Origin of the sequence: Pseudomonas sp. NFACC51 (genome assembly GCF_900103575.1) — a bacterium.
Classification (GTDB): domain Bacteria; phylum Pseudomonadota; class Gammaproteobacteria; order Pseudomonadales; family Pseudomonadaceae; genus Aquipseudomonas; species Aquipseudomonas fluorescens_Q.
Window position 1 is genome coordinate 166,402 of record NZ_FMXH01000013.1, and the last position, 18,056, is coordinate 184,457.

General features: G+C 62.6%; 17 protein-coding genes. 11 read left to right on the forward strand and 6 right to left on the reverse strand.

Annotated features, from left to right (window positions below; all coding sequences use genetic code 11):
- Window positions 1-52 precede the first annotated feature (52 nt).
- The 4 genes from ehuA to ehuB form a co-directional block, all read right to left on the reverse strand.
- The gene (gene ehuA, locus BLT00_RS23415; RefSeq protein WP_371856979.1) at window positions 53-922 is read right to left on the reverse strand and encodes an ectoine/hydroxyectoine ABC transporter ATP-binding protein EhuA; all 870 of its coding nucleotides are present in this window, start codon (window positions 920-922) and stop codon (window positions 53-55) included.
- Entirely contained in the window at window positions 922-1,578 is a 657-nt protein-coding gene (gene ehuD, locus BLT00_RS23420; protein WP_092149459.1) for an ectoine/hydroxyectoine ABC transporter permease subunit EhuD, read from the reverse strand. Before ehuD ends, ehuA begins: the two co-directional genes overlap by 1 nt.
- Window positions 1,575-2,234 carry an ectoine/hydroxyectoine ABC transporter permease subunit EhuC gene (ehuC, locus tag BLT00_RS23425; protein WP_092149462.1) on the reverse strand — a complete coding sequence of 220 codons (660 nt, stop codon included), beginning with the start codon at window positions 2,232-2,234 and terminating at the stop codon, window positions 1,575-1,577. Before ehuC ends, ehuD begins: the two co-directional genes overlap by 4 nt.
- Window positions 2,235-2,315: 81 nt before the next feature.
- Window positions 2,316-3,173 (reverse strand): ectoine/hydroxyectoine ABC transporter substrate-binding protein EhuB, encoded by an 858-nt coding sequence (gene ehuB, locus BLT00_RS23430; RefSeq protein ID WP_092149465.1) that lies wholly within the window; start codon window positions 3,171-3,173, stop codon window positions 2,316-2,318.
- Between the two features lie 290 nt (window positions 3,174-3,463).
- On the opposite strand from ehuB, the gene BLT00_RS23435 reads away from it, so the two are divergent.
- From BLT00_RS23435 to BLT00_RS23470, 8 genes are all read left to right on the forward strand, one after another.
- Window positions 3,464-4,858, forward strand: a complete 1,395-nt coding sequence (locus BLT00_RS23435; RefSeq protein WP_092149468.1) for a MocR-like ectoine utilization transcription factor EhuR — start codon at window positions 3,464-3,466, stop codon at window positions 4,856-4,858.
- Between the two features lie 311 nt (window positions 4,859-5,169).
- Entirely contained in the window at window positions 5,170-6,141 is a 972-nt protein-coding gene (gene eutB / locus BLT00_RS23440) for a hydroxyectoine utilization dehydratase EutB (RefSeq protein WP_092149471.1), read from the forward strand.
- A 21-nt stretch (window positions 6,142-6,162) separates the two neighbouring features.
- The gene (locus BLT00_RS23445; RefSeq protein WP_092149474.1) at window positions 6,163-7,155 is read left to right on the forward strand and encodes a cyclodeaminase; all 993 of its coding nucleotides are present in this window, start codon (window positions 6,163-6,165) and stop codon (window positions 7,153-7,155) included.
- Window positions 7,156-7,194: 39 nt separating this feature from the next.
- The gene (gene doeA, locus BLT00_RS23450; RefSeq protein WP_092149477.1) at window positions 7,195-8,385 is read left to right on the forward strand and encodes an ectoine hydrolase DoeA; all 1,191 of its coding nucleotides are present in this window, start codon (window positions 7,195-7,197) and stop codon (window positions 8,383-8,385) included.
- Between the two features lie 3 nt (window positions 8,386-8,388).
- Entirely contained in the window at window positions 8,389-9,390 is a 1,002-nt protein-coding gene (gene doeB / locus BLT00_RS23455) for a N(2)-acetyl-L-2,4-diaminobutanoate deacetylase DoeB (RefSeq protein ID WP_092149480.1), read from the forward strand.
- A 184-nt stretch (window positions 9,391-9,574) separates the two neighbouring features.
- A complete protein-coding gene (locus BLT00_RS23460; RefSeq protein WP_092149483.1) occupies window positions 9,575-10,054 on the forward strand; it encodes an Lrp/AsnC family transcriptional regulator in 480 nt (159 codons plus the stop codon).
- Window positions 10,055-10,185: 131 nt separating this feature from the next.
- Window positions 10,186-11,673, forward strand: coding sequence for an NAD-dependent succinate-semialdehyde dehydrogenase (locus BLT00_RS23465; protein ID WP_092149486.1), 1,488 nt, complete (start codon window positions 10,186-10,188; stop codon window positions 11,671-11,673).
- Complete coding sequence (locus tag BLT00_RS23470; protein WP_092149489.1) at window positions 11,670-13,055, forward strand: aspartate aminotransferase family protein; 1,386 nt, start codon at window positions 11,670-11,672, stop codon at window positions 13,053-13,055. The genes BLT00_RS23465 and BLT00_RS23470 overlap by 4 nt, the downstream gene beginning before the upstream one ends.
- A 194-nt stretch (window positions 13,056-13,249) precedes the next feature.
- Here BLT00_RS23470 and BLT00_RS23475 read toward each other — a convergent pair whose 3' ends face one another.
- Window positions 13,250-13,684, reverse strand: coding sequence for a Z-ring associated ZapG family protein (locus tag BLT00_RS23475; protein WP_046063603.1), 435 nt, complete (start codon window positions 13,682-13,684; stop codon window positions 13,250-13,252).
- A 147-nt stretch (window positions 13,685-13,831) separates the two neighbouring features.
- Between BLT00_RS23475 and BLT00_RS23480 the strand changes: the two genes are divergently transcribed.
- From BLT00_RS23480 to zapE, 3 genes are all read left to right on the forward strand, one after another.
- Window positions 13,832-14,461, forward strand: coding sequence for an alpha/beta hydrolase (locus tag BLT00_RS23480; protein ID WP_092149492.1), 630 nt, complete (start codon window positions 13,832-13,834; stop codon window positions 14,459-14,461).
- Window positions 14,462-14,485: 24 nt separating this feature from the next.
- Window positions 14,486-15,841 (forward strand): tryptophan--tRNA ligase, encoded by a 1,356-nt coding sequence (locus BLT00_RS23485; protein ID WP_092149495.1) that lies wholly within the window; start codon window positions 14,486-14,488, stop codon window positions 15,839-15,841.
- Between the two features lie 101 nt (window positions 15,842-15,942).
- Window positions 15,943-17,037: a cell division protein ZapE gene (zapE, locus tag BLT00_RS23490; protein WP_092149498.1), complete on the forward strand. Its 1,095-nt coding sequence runs from the start codon at window positions 15,943-15,945 to the stop codon at window positions 17,035-17,037.
- A gap of 106 nt (window positions 17,038-17,143) precedes the next feature.
- Here zapE and BLT00_RS23495 read toward each other — a convergent pair whose 3' ends face one another.
- Window positions 17,144-18,040, reverse strand: coding sequence for a GlxA family transcriptional regulator (locus BLT00_RS23495; RefSeq protein ID WP_170862044.1), 897 nt, complete (start codon window positions 18,038-18,040; stop codon window positions 17,144-17,146).
- Window positions 18,041-18,056: the final 16 nt, after the last annotated feature.

Sequence of the window (18,056 nt, forward strand, 5' to 3'; positions counted from 1 at the left end):
CGGGGATAAATCCCCTCGCCACAATAAGGTGTACTCAGCTCATTTGATGGGATCAATTGGCCTCTTTCACCGCACTCAAAAACGCGCACGTCCGTTCTTGTTGCGGATGTTCGAAGATCTGCGCCGGAGTGCCCTGTTCGTGAATCTGCCCTTTATAGAAAAAGCACACCCGGTCGGCGAACTCCCGGGCGAAGCCCATCTGGTGGGTCACCATCAGCATCGTCAGGTTATGTTCGGCCCCCAGTTTGCGGATCACATTCAGCACTTCGCCGCACAACTCCGGGTCAAGCGCCGAGGTCACTTCGTCGAACAGCATCACCTTGGGCCGCATTGCCAGCGCCCGGGCAATCGCCACCCGCTGTTGCTGGCCGCCGGACAACTGCGACGGATAATGGTCGAGCTTGTTGCCCAGCCCCACCAGTTCCAACAGGTCGGCGGCGCGCTCCCGGGCTTCTTTCGGGTTCATGCCCAGCACCTGCACCGGCGCCTCGATCACGTTTTGCAGCGCCGTCATGTGGGGGAACAGGTTGAAACTCTGGAACACCATGCCGATCTTGCCGCGCACCCGGCGGATGTGTCGGTCGTTGGCCGGCACCAGCACGCCGTTGCGGTTGGGCATGTGGGTCAGGGAGTCATCCTCTACGCGGATCTGGCCCTGATTGATGCCTTCCAGGGTCATCAACACCCGCAGCAGCGTGGACTTGCCCGAGCCGCTGGGGCCGATGATCGCGACCTTTTCACCGGGGGAGACATCCAGGTTCAGATGGTCGAGCACGGTGAAGCTGCCATAGCTTTTGGTCACGTCCTGGAAACTCACGATCGGCCGGGACGGTGTGGGATCTTGCATGGCCGGGGCCTCCTGCTGCGACGCCAGCGTGCTGCGCCGGGACAAATCGGTGGGCGTGGACAGAGGTAAAGTCATTAGCGTAGCTCCATGCGCGTTTCAAGGCGCCGTACCAGATAGGCCAAGGCAAGGCTCAGGGCGAGGAAGAACAGGCCGACCATGGTGATCGGTTCCAGGTAACGGAAATTCTCGGAACCGATATTCTTGGCCTGCTGCATGATTTCCACCACGGTGATCGCCGACAGCACCGGCGTGTCCTTGAGCATCGCCACCAGGTAGTTGCCCAGCGGCGGCACGATCGGTCGCAGCGCCTGGGGCAGGATGATGTTGCGGTAGGCGTCGTACGGCGCGATGTTCAATGCCGTCACCGCCTCCCACTGCGCCCGTGGCACCGCGTCGAGACCACTGCGATAGACCTCGGCGATGTAGCAGGCGTAGTGCAGGCCGATGCCGAGGATGCCGACCTGCATGGCCGTCAGGCTCAAGCCGTAGTTGGGCAGTACGTAGTAGAGGAAATACACCTGGATCAACAGCGGTGTGCTGCGGATGAACTCGATCACCGCAGTGGCCGGCCACGACAACCAGAATGTGCGACTGCGCCGGCCAATCGCCAGGAACAGCCCCAGGACAATCGCGATCAGGAAACCGACCAGGGTGATACCCACGGTGTTGAGAGAGGCGCGCAGTAGGTCCGGCAGGATTTGTGCGGCGTAGGACCAATCGAACAGCGTCATGACAGACCTCCACGCATCCGGCCCCGGCTCAGTCGTCGTTCGACGTGGCGCATGCCGAAGTTGATGGCCTGGGCGAGGATGAAATACATCACCAGGGCCAGGCTGAAGATCTCCAGGGTCTGGAAGGTCGCCTGGTCCAGTTGCCGGGCACGGAAGCTCAGGTCGGACAAGGTGATCAGCGACACCAGCGAGGTGTTTTTCAGCAGCTCGATGAGCAGGTTGGTGCCCGGCGGAATCGCTGCCAACAAGGCCTGGGGCAAGATGATCCGTTTGAAGCGCGTGAAACTACTGAAATTCAGCGCCGTGCAAGCTTCGTATTGCCCCTTGGCCACCGAGCTGATGGCACCGCGCATGACCTCGGCCCCATAAGCGCCGATGTGCAGGCCCAGGCCGACGATCGCCACCGCGTAGGGGCTCAGTTCGACGTTGAACGGCGGCAGCGGCAACACGAAGAACAGCCAGAACAGCTGGACCAACAGCGAGGTGCCACGGAAGACTTCGATGTAGGTGATGCTGAACCAGCGCAGCGCGCGCCACGGCGACAGCCGCCCGAGGGCCGCCAAGACCGCGGCGACAATCGCCAGCAGCGAGCCGAAGAAGGTCACCTGCAGCGTGACCCAGGCCCCTTGAATCAATAACGGAAGTAATTCGCCCATGGTTCGACCCGATATCCGATGAAGCAGGGGAACAGGCATCACGCAGCGCGCGTCACGCCTGTTTCGGCACGTCAGTTTCGACTATGGCTGAGCGCAGAGCTCGGCCGCGGTTTTGCTGGTCACGTTGGATTTGTCGAAACCGAACGGCGCAACCGTCTTGAGGTGTTCTTCGGAGCCCAGCCACTTCTTCAACTCGGCGTTGACCGCGTCGCGCAGGTCTTTGTCTTCGGGGCGGAAGGCGAGGGCGCCGTAACCGATGTGGGACGGATCGTCCTTGAACTCGGTCATCGCCTCGACCTTGTCACCGCCCTTGCTGGCCAGGCCTTTCATGGTCAGTTGCGTGCCGACGGCGGCGTCCGCGCGACCGGCGCGCACCGCTTGCAACTGTGCGGTGGTGTCGGGAACCTGGAGGATCTGCTCGTCCTTGACCCCGGAGTCTCGAGCGTACGCCAGGTTCACCGTACCGGCCATGATCGCCAGCTTCACGTCCGGTTGCTTGGCGATGTCTTCATAACTGTGGAGGTTTTTCGGGTTGCCCTTGGCCACGAGCAAGGCATCGGGCAACTGGTATTGCGGGTCGGTGAACAACACCTGCTTGCAACGCGCCGGGGTGATGTACATGCCGGCGGCAATCACGTCGAAACGGCCGGCGCGCAAGCCGGGAATCAGCGAGCCCCATTCAGTCAGCACGCCGTTGACCTGTTGGATGCCCATCTTGGCAAAGATGATCTTGGCGATTTCCGGCGATTCACCGGTCACGGTGCCGTCGGTTTCAGTGAAGGCGAACGGGGTTTCGTTGGCGTAGCCGATCCGGATGCTGCTGTTTCTTTTGACGGTATCCAAGGTCGCCGCCTGGACGCCGCCGGCCAGGCCAAGCACGGCACAGGTCAGCAAAAGCCGACGCAAGGGCGCGCCTGTGCGGGGAAGAAAATTGCTCATCGATAAAATCTCCTGTTTCTTGTGGATCCGTCGTTTGACGGCTCTGTGGTAGGAGGCAGTGTTACAAGAGCAAAGCGTACTGCGGCTGATCCAGGCTGGGCCATGGATCGGGAGCGGCGCCGGTACAGGTCGATCCGGCTTTTTGTCAGGGTGATGAACCCGCCTGGATGACGACCTTGGACCGAGCATACAAAAGCCCCGGCATCGATTGTATTGCACTAGGACAATTGCTTTGCCGCGATGGCCGCGCAATGCTGTGCGCACCCCTAAACACGCCGGTTGCAGCTGTCATGGATAAGTGGAAGTCAGCCTTGGACCTCGCCCGCAGCGGTGAATCCAAATACAAGATTCTGGTGCAGGCCATTGCCGACGATATCGAACAGGGCACCCTGGCCAATGACCAGCGCCTGCCGCCGCAACGGCAGGTGGCCGACGCCATGGGCATCAGCGTGCAGACCGTCACCAACGCCTACAAGGAACTGGAGCGCCAGGGCCTGGTGCGCTGTGAAGTCGGGCGTGGCAGCTTCGTCTCGCGGCGCATGAGCGACCGGGTGGCGACGTACATTCTCGACAGTCCCGAGCGAGCGCTGGTGGATTTTTCCATCACCCGCATCCTGCACACCCGCGAGCATGACCAGGCCTGGCGTGATACCTGCGCGGCGCTGAGTACTGAAGAGGATCAGCCGTGGATTCATGCGTTTCGTCCCATCGCCGGTTTCGAATCCCATCGCGAGGCGGCGGCGCAATGGATCGGTCGGCAAGGGCTGAAAGTCGACCGTAACGATGTGCTGATCACCAATGGTGCGGCCCACGGGATTTTCCTGGCTCTCGCTTCGCTGGCGGGCCCTGATGATGTGGTGCTTTGCGAAGGCTTGACCGACCACGGCGTGATCGGCAACTCCCAGGTGCTGGGTTTCACCCTCAAGGGCCTGGAGATGGACCGCTATGGCATCGACCCCGAGCATTTCGAAGACATGTGCAGCAACGAGCGCATCACTGCGCTGGTGTGCACGCCAAACCTGAACAACCCCACCACCAGCCTGATGCCCGACGCCCGCCGCCGGGAAATCGCCGAGATTGCCCGGCGCTTCGGTGTGCACATTATCGAAGACGATGTGTACGGCCCGCTGCTGGACGAACGCCGGGCGCCGCCCATCAGCCATTACCTGCCGGAGCTGTCGTTCTATTGCACGAGCATGACCAAGTCGGTGCTCACGGGGCTGCGCATCGGCTACCTGGTGGTGCCCAAGCGCCTGGCGTTGCGCACCGAGAGCATCCTGCGGGTCAACAGTTGGATGGCCACGCCCATGGTCTCGGAGATCGCCACCCGCTGGATTCGCGATGGACGCGCCGAATCGTTGGTGCATCTGCAGCGCCGCTTGCTGTCCGGGCGCCAGGCGATGGTCACCGAGTACATGGGCGAGCACGTGTTGGGCCAGCACCCGCATGCCTTGAATGCGTGGGTTGGCATCCCGTCCCATTGGGAAGTGGACAGCTTGGTGCGGGCCCTGCGGCACAAGCACATCGCTGTGACTTCCCCCGATCCGTTCACCGTCCGCGGCACCCCCAGGCCCCGCGCGGTGCGGGTCTGCGTCGGTGCCGAATGCAGCGATGAAGAAATGCGCCATGCGCTGATCGGCATGCGGCAGATCTTCAACCAGTACCCGCAGATTCATGATTTCTGATGCCCCACATCGCCCGCTGCGCAAGCGAATGTGTGAGCGCTTTTGTGGCGAGGGAGCTTGCTCCCGCTGGGGCGCGCAGCGGCCCTACAACCGGCGACATGGTGGACCATGTCAACTGAGTGACCGTTGAGAAGGGGCTGCTGCGCAGCCCAGCGGGAGCAAGCTCCCTCGCCACAGGGGTAGGGGGCGCCTGATGGATTTTGTTCATCGCTTCGGGTGGCAATGAATGCAAATTAAATTGCCCTAGTACATTCATCACCACAATCCAGCCCTCTTAGACTGCGCGCAACACATCAGCTCGGGACGCGGTCATGGCAGTGTTGCAGCTTCAGGATATCTACCGTGCTCGCCAGCGCATCGAGTCGCTGGTGCGGCGTACACCCATGGAGCATTCCCCGAGTTTGTCGCGGTTGATGGGCGTGGCGGTGTATCTCAAGCTTGAGGCCCTGCAAATCACCGGCAGCTTCAAGCTGCGCGGGGCGAGCAATGCAGTGGCGCAGCTCAGCACCGAGCAAAAGGCCCAAGGCGTGGTCACGGCTTCGACCGGCAATCATGGTCGGGCACTGGCCCATGCCGCTTCGCAACAAGGCGTCAAGGCGATTGTCTGCCTGTCGAGCCTGGTGCCGGCCAACAAGGTGCAGGCGATTCGCGACCTGGGCGCCGAGGTGTGCATCGTCGGCCAGTCCCAGGACGATGCCCAGCGCGAGGCCGAGCGCATCGCCCGGGAGCAGGGCGCGACCTTTTTGCCGCCCTTCGATCATCCGGCGATCATCGCCGGGCAGGGCACCCTCGGCCTGGAGATCCTCGAGCAGCAACCGGAGGTGGCCCAGGTCCTGGTGCCGTTGTCCGGTGGCGGCTTGTTCGCCGGTGTTGCCCTGGCCCTCAAAAGTGCGAACCCAGCGATTCAAGTCCACGGCATCAGCATGGCCCGTGGCGCCGCGATGCACGCCAGCCTCGCCGCGGGGCAGCCCGTGGACATCGAAGAACTGCCGACGCTGGCCGACTCCCTCGGTGGCGGCATCGGCCTGGACAACCGCTACACCTTCGCCATGACCCGGCAACTGAGCGATGACGTACACCTGCTCTCGGAAGCCTCTATCGCCAATGCCATCCGCCACGCCTATCACCACGAACGCCTGGTGCTCGAAGGGGCTGCCGTGGTGGGCATCGCGGCGCTGCTCGACGGCCTGGTCGAGCCGCGCGGCCCCATTGTCCTGGTGGTCAGCGGGCGCAACGTCGACACCGAACACCATGCCCGCGTGATCGCTGGCGCCAACGCCTGATAACCCCTAACGGAGCCTGTCATGAGTGAAGTCACCCTATTGAGCGAAGCCGACCTGCGCAGCTGCGTGGCCCTCGACCTGGCCAGCATCGACGCCATCGAACAGGCCTTCGTGCTGTTGGCGACGGCGGCTGTGGCGATGCCGCCGATCCTGCGGCTGGACATCCCCGAACATAACGGTGAAGTGGACGTGAAGACTGCTTACCTGCCGGGCCTGGAACGCTTCGCCATCAAGGTCAGTCCGGGTTTTTTCGATAACCCCAAGCTCGGCCTGCCCAGCCTCAACGGCATGATGATGTTGCTGTCGGCGCGCACTGGTCTGCTGGAGGCGCTGTTGCTGGATAACGGTTATCTCACTGCCGTACGCACGGCGGCGGCGGGTGCGGTGGCGGCGCGCTGCCTGTCTCGCGAGGAGAGCCGCAGCGTCGCGCTGATCGGTGCCGGCGAGCAGGCGGCGTTGCAACTTCAGGCGCTGCGCCTGGTGCGGCCCGTCGAAGAAGTGCGGGTCTGGGCGCGCGATGCGCAAAAGGCCCGGGCGTTCAGCGCCGAACTGGCCCGCGACACAGGGCTGGCGGTCACGCCATGCGCCAGTGTCGACGCCGCGCTGGAAGGCGTGGACATCGCCATCACCTGCACCCCCAGCCGCGAGCCGCTGATCGAAGCTCGGCACCTGCACCCGGGCCTGCACATCACCGCGATGGGCTCGGACGCGGAACACAAGAACGAGATTTCCCCGCAAGCCCTGGCGGCTGTCGATTGTTATGTCGCCGATCGCCTGAGCCAGACCCGCGTGCTCGGCGAACTGCATCACGCCCTGTTGGCCGGCACCGTTCGCGATGACCTGGCGTTGACAGAGCTGGGGCGGGTGTTGGCGGGACAGCGGCTGGGGCGTTCCGATGCGGCGCACGTGACGCTTTGCGACCTGACCGGCACCGGCGCCCAGGACACCGCCATCGCCAACCTGGCGTTCGAGCGGGCACGGGCGGCGGGCAAGGGCTTTGCGTTCGGCCGCTAGATCATTTTTCTCATGAGACATTGAACAGAGGGCAGGTGGATGTCAGAGATCGTCGTCAATCTTCCGTTCCTGCGGGAGGAATACACCCAACGCCTGGCGAAGGTTCGCGCGGCCATGCAGGCCCAGGGCCTGGAGCTGCTGTTGGTCACCGATCCGTCGAACATGGCGTGGCTCACCGGCTATGACGGTTGGTCGTTCTATGTGCACCAGTGCGTGCTGGTGGCACTGGAGGGCGAGCCTGTGTGGTTCGGTCGTGGCCAGGATGCCAACGGTGCAAAACGCACGGTGTTCATGCAGGCCGATAACATCGTCGGCTACCCGGACATCTATGTGCAGTCCCGCGAGCGCCACCCCATGGACTACTTGTCCCGCGAGGTGATCATCGCCCGTGGCTGGGGCGCGCTGAGCATCGGCGTGGAGATGGACAACTATTACTTCAGCGCCGCCGCGTACCTGTCGCTGCAAAAGCATTTGCCCCAGGCAAAACTGGTGGATGCGGTGGGCCTGGTGAACTGGCAGCGGGCCGTCAAGTCGCCCCAGGAAATCGCCTACATGCGCATCGCCGCACGCATCGTCGAAAACATGCACAGCCGGATCCTGGAACGCATCGAACCGGGTATGCGCAAGAACGAATTGGTGGCCGAGATCTACAGCAGCGGCATCCTCGGCGCCGACGGTCATGGCGGCGACTACCCGGCCATCGTGCCGCTGTTGCCTACCGGGGCCGACGCCAGTGCGCCGCACCTGACCTGGGACGATTCACCCTTCGAAAAGGGCGCCGGCACCTTCTTTGAAATCGCCGGTTGCTACAAGCGTTACCACTGCCCGCTGTCGCGCACCATTTACCTGGGCAAGCCGCCGCAACATTTCATCGACGGCGAAAAAGCCGTGGTCGAGGGCATCGCCGCCGGCCTGGACGCGGCCAAGCCAGGGAACACCACGGGCGACATCGCCGTGGCGTTTTTCAAGGTGCTGGAGAAATTCGGCATCCACAAGGACAGTCGTTGCGGCTACCCCATCGGGATCAGTTATCCGCCGGATTGGGGCGAGCGCACCATGAGCCTGCGCCCCGGCGACAACAGCGTGTTGCAGCCGGGCATGACCTTCCATTTCATGCCGGGGCTGTGGATGGACGATTGGGGCCTGGAAATCACCGAAAGCATCCTGATCACCGAGACTGGCGTCGAGACGCTGTGCAACGTGCCCCGTCAATTGTTCGTGAAGGATTGAGCCATGCCCGATCAGCCTAATAATCCCATCAGCGCCACGATCGACTTCACCCGCGAAGGCGTGCAGCACGGCTTTCTCAAGCTGCCGTATTCACGGGACGATTCGGCCTGGGGCGCGGTGATGATTCCCATCACGGTCATCCAGCGCGGCAGCGGTCCGACGGCGCTGCTCAGCGGTGGCAACCATGGCGATGAATACGAAGGCCCGGTGGCCCTGAGCAAGCTGGCGCAGCAACTGACGGCTGAAGACGTGTGTGGGCGGGTGATCATCGTGCCGTTCATGAACACCCCGGCCTTCCACGCCGGACGCCGGACTTCGCCCATCGACAAGGGCAACCTGAACCGCAGTTTTCCCGGTAGGCCGGACGGCACCGTCACCGAGAAAATCGCCGACTATTTCAATCGCACGCTGCTGCCCTTGGCCGACATTGTCCTGGACATTCACTCCGGCGGGCGGACCTTGGATTTCCTGCCATTTGCCGCCTGCCACGTCTTGCCGGACAAACAGCAGCAAGCGCGCTGCGAGGCCGGGATGCTGGCGTTCAACGCGCCGTATTGCATGCGCATGCTGGAGCTGGACGCCGGGGCGATGTACGACACGGCGGCCGAGTCCCAGGGCAAGGTGTTCGTCACCACTGAGCTGGGCGGCGGCGGTTCGTCGACGGCCCGCAGCGTGGCGATTGCCGAGCGTGGGGTGCGCAACCTGTTGATTCACGCCGGCATCCTGCGGGGCACGATCGAGTTGCAGCCGTCGCTGGTGCTCGACATGCCGGACGCCGGTTGCTTCATCGCCAGCGAGCACGATGGCTTGCTGGAAATGTGCCGCGACCTGGGGGACCACGTGACCCTGGGCGAGGTGGTGGCGCGCATCTACGACACGACCCGCAGCGGCATCGCCCCAGTCGAATACCGCGCCGCCCGCAGCGGCCTGCTGGCGGCCCGGCATTTTCCGGGGCTGGTGCAGTGTGGCGATACGTTGGTGGTGATTGCCGATGTGTTGGCTTGATACACCTCAACTGACACACCCCCTGTGGCGAGGGAGCTTGCTCCCGCTCGGCTGCGAAGCAGTCGTCGCTTTTCGGCCTGGGGCAGACGGAACCGAGATCGGGGCCGCTGCGCGCCCCAGCGGGAGCAAGCTCCCTCGCCACAGTAATCGGTGTGATGCCTGAACTGACTGGAGAGCCCCGCCCATGCACAAACTCGATCGCTACGACCTCAAGATCCTGCAAATCCTCGCCGAAGATGGACGGATCACCAAGTCGAGCCTGGCCGAAGCCATCAACCTGTCGGTGACGCCGGCCTGGGAACGGGTGCGCAAGCTGGAGGTGGCCGGGTTGATCAACGGCTACCGGGCGCAGATCGACTGGGGCGCGGTGTTCAAGCGCCAACAGGTGCTGGTGGAGATCACCCTGGCCCGCCACACCGCCCAGGACATGCGCCGGTTCGAGCAACGCATGATCGCCGCGCCAGAAGTGGCGTTCTGTTACGCCACCGGGGGCGGGGTCGATTACCTGGCGATGATCCAGGCACCGGACGTCGACTATTACCAGCGTTTCGTCGATCAACTGCTGCTGGAAGACCTCGGCATCGAACGCTACTTCACCTACATCGTCACCAAGACCATCAAGACCAGCGGCGCCTTGCCGGCGGAGTTGGCCGAGCCGTCCTGAGCACCGCAGAAAACCTGTTTTTGCCGCCCTCGATTCAGAAAAAAACCAGGGTTTGCCCCACGGCAAACAGCCGATTACCCAAGCGCCGCTGCCCTAGCATGGCTTCACGCACACGCTCTGGAGTGAACGTCATGACTTACCAACATCCGCTACTGTTCAAGGCGCTTTGCTACATCGACGGCCATTGGGTCCACAGCGACAGCGGCCACAGTATCGCTGTGCACAACCCCGCCACCCGCACGGTCATCGGCCATGTGCCGATGCTCGATCAGCCGCAGATTGTCGCGGCGGTGGACGCGGCGCATCGCGCATTCCCGGCGTGGCGTGAGCAGAGCCTGGAGAGCCGGGGCGCACTGCTGCGGCGCTGGGCGGCATTGATCGTCGAACACAGCGAAGACCTCGCGCACATTCTCAGCCTGGAGCAGGGCAAGCCATTGGCCGAGTCCCGTGGCGAAATCGCCTACGCTGCCAGCTTCATCCCGTGGTTCGCCGAGGAGGCCCGGCGCCTGTACGGGCAGAACATCCCCAGCCATATCCCGAGTGCGCACCTGGGTACGATCAAGGAGCCAGTAGGCGTCTGTGCGCTGCTGACACCGTGGAATTTTCCGTCGGCGATGATCACCCGTAAGGCCGCCGCCGCCCTGGCCGCCGGTTGCACCGTGGTGATCAAGCCGGCCCACGAAACCCCTTACTCGGCACTGGCCCTGGCGCAACTGGCCGAGGAGGCAGGCTTTCCTGCCGGGGTTTTCAACGTGGTATTGGGCGAGCCGCAAATGGCCATGGAAACCCTGGTCAAGGATCGTCGCGTACGCTCGGTGAGCTTCACCGGCTCGACCCGGGTGGGCAAGCTGGTGTTGCAGGCGGCAGCCCATGACGTGAAGAAAGTCGCGCTGGAACTGGGCGGCAACGCGCCATTTATCGTCTGCGCCGATGCCGACCTGGCCTTGGCGGTGAAAGTCGCCGTGGAGGCGAAATTCCAGACCTCCGGCCAGGACTGCTGTGCGGCTAACCGGATCATGGTGCAGCGCCCGGTATACCAGGCATTCCTCAGTCGTTTCGCCGCAGCGGTGCGCGCCTTGCGCGTTGGGCCGGCCATGGTCGATCAACAGGAGCAGGACGTGGAGGTCGGGCCGTTGATGCACCAGGCGGCGCTCGATGCGACCGCTGACCGCGTCGCCGATGCGCTGGCCCTTGGCGCTCAACGCCTGGTGGGCGGTGAGGCCCATGCCTTGGGCGGGTTGTTCTACCAACCGACTGTGCTGGCCGATGTCACGCCACAGATGCGCATCTACCGTGAAGAAAACTTCGCGCCCATTGCCGGGGTGATGCCGTTCGACACCCTGGACGAAGCCATCGAAATGGCCAACGACACCGAGTACGGGCTGGCGGCCTATATTTGTTCCAACCGCCTGGACGTCATTTATCCGCTGATCCGCCGTCTCGACCATGCCATGGTCGCGGTCAACGGCGTCAAGTTCACCGGCCACCCGATTCCCTTCGGTGGCATGAAAGCCTCGGGCCTCGGCCGCGAGGGTGGCAGCGAGGGCTTCGAGCCCTTTGTCGAAACCAAATATTTCTGCCTGCACCATCAAGGCCAGTTCCCAGGAGAGCCCGCATGAGCCAAGAACTCAACACGCTGTTCGAACAAGACCGTGCGCATTTCATGCACCCCTCGACCCACGCTCACGACCACGCCAGCGGCGCGCTCAAGGGGCGGATCATCAAGAGTGCGTCAGGCATCCGCATCCGCGACCATGAGGGCCGGGATTTCATCGACGCCTTTGCCGGCCTCTACTGCGTGAACATCGGCTATGGCCGCACCGAGGTGGCCGACGCCATCTACAAGCAGGCCAAGGAACTGGCCTACTACCACACCTACGTCGGCCATTCGAGCGAGGCGATCATCGAGCTGTCCAGCCGCATCATGGACTGGGCGCCGGAGGGCATGAAGAAGGTCTATTACGGCTTGTCCGGCTCCGATGCCAATGAAACCCAGGTCAAGCTGGTGCGCTACTACAACAACGTGCTGGGCCGACCGCAGAAGAAGAAAATCATCTCCCGCGACCGTGGCTACCATGGCTCGGGCATCATGACCGGCAGCCTGACCGGCCTGGCGACCTTCCACCAACATTTCGACCTGCCGGTGGAAGGGGTCAAGCACACCGTGTGCCCCCACTGGTATCGCAAGGCCCCGGCGGGCATGGACGAAGCGACGTTCGTGCGTTACTGCGCCGATGAGCTGGAAAAAATGATCCTCGCCGAAGGCCCGGACACCGTGGCGGCGTTCATCGGCGAACCGCTGATGGGCACCGGCGGCATCATCGTTCCCCCGGCCGGTTATTGGGATGCGATCCAGGCCGTGCTGAAAAAATATGACGTGCTGTTGATCGCCGATGAAGTGGTCTGCGCCTTCGGCCGCCTCGGTTCGAAGATGGGCAGCCAGCGTTACGGCATGAAGCCGGACCTGATCACCACCGCCAAAGGCCTGACCAGTGCCTATGCGCCCTTGTCGGCGGTGATCATCGGGGAAAAGGTCTGGAGCGTGATTGAAAAAGCCTCCCAGGCCGAAGGGGCCATGGGCCATGGCTGGACCTATTCCGGGCACCCGATTTGCGCGGCGGCGGCACTGGCGAACCTCGACATTCTTGAACGGGAAAACCTCACGGCCAATGCCGAGGATGTTGGCGGCTACCTGAATCGTCGCCTGCGTGAAACCCTTGAAGGTCATCCGCTGGTGGGCGAGGTGCGTGGTGACGGCATGCTGGCGGCGGTGGAATTCATGGCCGACCGTGAACAGCGCACGGCGTTCGACCCGGCACTCAAGGTCGGCCCGAAAGTCTCGGCGGCTTGCCTGGAACGCGGCATGATCGCCCGCGCCATGCCCCACGGTGACATCCTGGGCTTCGCCCCGCCACTGATCCTGACCCGCGAGGATGCAGACTTGATCGTCGACATCACCAAAGGTGCTGTCGATCAAGTGGCGGGAGAGGTGTTGGCTTAAGCTGAGAAAAATACTTCAGGCAAAAACACCCCGTGGCGAGGGAGCTTGCTCCCGCTGGGCCGCGAAGCGGTCCCTTTTTTGCGATTGCTGTGCAATCGAGCGGGAGCAAGCTCCCTCGCCACAACGGATCTGAAACCCATAAAAAAGCCCGCCCGATCATGTGATCGGGCGGGCTTTTGGTTGTTGCTTGGCGATTACTTCTTCAAACCGTAATGCTCATCGAGCATGCCGGGCGAATTCGGGGCCTTGGGGGCGTAGTCCCGGGGCGGTTCCTGATCCTTTGGCGGGGTCAGGCGTTCCCGTGGAGCCTGCGCTGAATCGGCGTGCAGGGCAGCCAGCAGGCGTTGGCGAGTCTGCTCGTCCAGGGCCAGGCGATTGGCACCCTCGGACAAGTGATCCTGGACTTCCTGGTAGCTCTGGGTGAGTTTTTTCACCAGGGACGCGGTGCTGTTGAAGTGAGTGACCACTTCATTCTGATAACTGTCGAAACGTTCCTGGATGTCGTCCAGCTGACGTTGCGTGCTGTTGGGCACCGCGTTGGGCAGCAGTCGGGCAAGCAGGAATCCAATGGCGACACCGGCAACCAGGGCAAGAGTCGGCAACAACCAAACTAAGAGCGAGTGTTCCACGAGTCCTTCCTCTATAAACGGCTTTGCTTTACGTTAACGGCTCGGACCTGCGCTGTATACCGCGAAGAACATCGCAATCATGCCAGGCACAGACTTTAGCTAGACGAGTCGACCCTATTCGAGGTCACGGAGTTCTTTCCCTTGCTTATGCGCGAAACCCCTGTAGTCATCGATGGCCCGGTGGGCCAACTGGAAGCCTTGTACCTGGACAGCGAGGCTCCCCGTGGCCTGGCGCTGATCTGCCACCCGAACCCGGTGCAGGGTGGGACCATGCTCAACAAAGTGGTCTCGACCCTGCAACGCACTGCCCGCGATACTGGCCTGGTTACGTTGCGTTTCAATTATCGTGGCGTAGGTGCCAGTGCCGGCAATCATGACATGGGCACCGGAGAAGTGGACGACGCCCAGGCTGTCGCGCAATGGCTGCGGGAAAAATACCCGCAATTGCCCCTGACACTGTTCGGCTTTTCCTTCGGTGGCTTCGTCGCCGCCAGCCTGGGCGGGCGCCTGGAAGCCCAGGGGCAGCCGGTCAAGCACCTGTTCATGGTGGCCCCGGCGGTGATGCGCCTGGACGAGCAGTCGCCCTTACCGATGAGCGGCCAGTTGACCGTGATCCAGCCGGAAACCGACGAAGTGGTCGATCCGCAATTGGTTTACGAATGGTCCGACACGCTCCAACGTCCCCATGAGCTGCTGAAAGTGGCAGAATGCGGACACTTTTTTCATGGCAAGCTGACCGATCTCAAGGATCTGATCCTGCCGCGCCTCTCGAATTGACAGCAGTCTGACAAGCGATAACCCATGACGACGCGTACCCGTATCCTGACCGGCATCACCACCACCGGCACCCCGCACCTGGGCAACTATGCCGGCGCCATCCGTCCGGCGATCCTCGCCAGCCGCGACAGCAACGCCGATTCGTTCTACTTCCTGGCTGACTACCACGCCCTGATCAAGTGCGATGACCCGCTGCGTATCCAGCGTTCGCGCCTGGAAATCGCCGCTACGTGGCTGGCCGGTGGCCTGGATGTGGACCGCGTGACGTTCTATCGCCAGTCCGATATTCCCGAGATCCCGGAGCTGACCTGGCTGCTGACCTGCGTCGCCGCCAAGGGCCTGCTCAACCGTGCCCACGCCTACAAGGCGTCGGTGGACAAGAACGTCGAGGCCGGCGAAGACCCGGACGCTGGCATCACCATGGGGCTGTACAGCTACCCGGTGTTGATGGCCGCCGACATCCTGATGTTCAACGCCCACAAGGTGCCGGTCGGTCGCGACCAGATCCAGCACGTGGAAATGGCCCGCGACATCGGCCAGCGCTTCAACCACCTGTTCGGCCAGGGCAAGGAGTTCTTCACCATGCCCGAGGCGCTGATCGAAGAAAGCGTCGCCACGCTGCCGGGCCTCGATGGCCGCAAGATGTCCAAGAGCTACGACAACACCATCCCGTTGTTCAGCAGCGCCAAGGACATGAAGGACGCGATCTCGCGGATCGTCACCGACTCGCGTGCCCCGGGCGAAGCCAAGGATCCGGACAATTCGCATCTGTTCACCCTGTTCCAGGCCTTCGCCACTGCCGAACAGTCTGCCGAGTTCCGCAACGAACTGCTGCAGGGCCTGGGTTGGGGCGAAGCCAAGAACCGCCTGTTCCAGTTGCTCGACGGCGAGCTGGGTGAAGCGCGCGAGCGCTATCACCAGTTCATCGAGCGTCCATCGGACCTTGAAGACATCCTGCAACTGGGCGCGAAAAAAGCCCGGGCCGTGGCAACGCCGTTCCTCAACGAACTGCGCGAGGCCGTTGGCCTGCGTTCGTTTGTCAGCCAGGTCCAGGTGGCCGCCAGCACCAAGAAGAAAGCCGCCAAGACAGCACGCTTCGTCAGTTTTCGCGAAGACGACGGCAGTTTCCGCTTCCGACTGCTGTCCGCCGACGGCGAGCAGCTGTTGCTGTCGAACCATTTTGCCGACGGCAAGACCGCGGGGCAGGTGACCAAGCAATTGCAGTCCGGCCAGCCCTTGGATGTACGCAGCGACGACCTGGGTTTCAGCGTCTGGCTCGACGGCGAGTGCGTGGCGAATAGCCCGGCTTTTGCTGACAGCGCCGCGCGGGATGCCGCCGTCGATGCGCTGCGTGTTGCCTTGACGCCTGCCCAGGACTGATCCGGCACGTCATCCGACCATCGGCCCGAGTAAGGGCCGATTGCCATTCCTCTGGGCCGTCGCTACAGTGACGGCCCGTTTTTGTTGCCTTGCTAACGAATATGACGCCCCTAGAACGATATCAAGCAGATCTGAAACGCCCGGAGTTCTTCCACGACGCAGCCCAGGAAACGGCGGTGCGGCATTTGCAGCGCCTGTACGACGACCTGGTCGCGGCCTCGAACAACAAGCCGGGCCTGTTGGGCAAACTGTTCGGCAAAAAAGAGCAGGCACCGGTCAAGGGCCTGTATTTCTGGGGCGGCGTGGGCCGTGGCAAGACCTACTTGGTGGACACCTTCTTCGAGGCGTTGCCGTTCAAGGAAAAGACACGCACGCACTTTCACCGCTTCATGAAGCGCGTGCACGAGGAAATGAAGACCCTGGGCGGCGAGAAGAACCCGCTGACCATCATCGCCAAGCGTTTTGCCAACGAGACCCGGGTGATCTGCTTCGATGAGTTCTTCGTGTCCGACATCACCGACGCCATGATCCTGGGCACCTTGATGGAAGAACTGTTCAAGAACGGCGTGACCCTGGTCGCCACCTCGAACATCGTGCCGGACGGCCTGTACAAGGACGGCCTGCAGCGGGCGCGCTTCCTGCCGGCCATCGCGCTGATCAAGGAGCACACTGAAATCGTCAACGTCGACAGCGGCGTCGACTACCGCCTGCGTCACCTCGAACAAGCGGAGCTGTTCCACTTTCCGTTGGATGCCGCTGCCCAAGAAAGCCTGCGCAAGAGCTTCCGCGCCCTGACGCCGGAATGCACCCAGGCCGTGGAAAATGATGTATTGGTCATCGAAAATCGCGAAATCCGTGCCGTGCGTACGTGCGATGACGTGGCCTGGTTCGACTTCCGCGAACTGTGCGACGGGCCCCGCAGCCAGAACGATTACATCGAACTGGGCAAGATCTTCCACGCCGTGCTGCTGAGCAATGTCGAGCAGATGAGCGTCACCACCGACGACATCGCCCGCCGTTTCATCAACATGGTCGACGAGTTCTACGACCGTAACGTGAAGCTGATCATTTCGGCCGAAGTCGAACTCAAGGACCTCTACACCGGCGGCCGCTTGACCTTCGAGTTCCAGCGGACCTTGAGTCGTTTGCTGGAAATGCAGTCCCACGAATTCCTGGCGCGGGCGCATAAGCCGTAGGGCAATTCGGAAAAAAGAAGGGCCTGCGATTGCAGGCCTTTTTTGTGCCCGTGGAATCAGCCGTTCACGGCATAACCCTGTGGGAGGGAGCTTGCCAGCCCTCGGGCTACGCCGCCTGCTGAAACTGCTGCCGATACTGGTTCGGCGACAGGTCGGTATGTTGCCGGAACAGTCGGGCGAAAAAGCTCGCGTCGTCATAGCCAACTTCATAGCTGATGGTCTTGATGCTCTTGCGGCTGCCGGAGAGCAGGCCCTTGGCGGTTTCGATCCGCAGCCGTTGCAGGTAATGCAGCGGTTTGTCGCCCGTGGCGGTCTGGAAGCGGCGCATGAAATTGCGGATGCTCATGCCATGTTCCCGGGCAACATCCTCGAAGCGGAATTTATCGGCGAAGTGCTCTTCGAGCCATTGCTGGATCTGGAGGATGATCACGTCCTGGTGCAGTTTCTGCCCGCCGAAGCCGATCCGTCCTGGCGAATAGCTGCGTTGCACCTCATACAAGATGTCCCGCGCCACGGCCTGGGCGACGTTGGCGCCACAGAAGCGTTCAATGAGGTAAATGTAGAGGTCGCAGGCTGAGGTCGTGCCGCCGGCGCAGAACAGGTTGTCGGCGTCGGTCAGGTGCTTGTCCTGGTTCAGGTGTACCTGGGGGAAGCGTTCCTTGAAGGCATTGAAGAAGCGCCAGTAGGTGGTGGCTTCCTTGCCGTCGAGCAACCCGGCCTCCGCCAGCCAGAACACCCCGGTGGCTTCGCCGCAGAGTACCGCGCCGCGCGCGTGTTGTTCTCGCAGCCAAGGCAGGACCTGGGGATAACGTTGGCAGAGGGTGGCGAAATCATCCCAGAAGGCCGGCAGGATGATGACATCGGTGTTTTCCAGGCCACCGTCCACCGGCATGATTACATCGCTGAAGCTGTTCACCGGTTTGCCATCGGGGCTGACCAGTCGGGTTTCAAAAGCCGGCGTCAGGCCGTGGCCCAGTTGTTTGCCATAACGCAGGCTGGCCAGGTGGAAAAAATCCTTG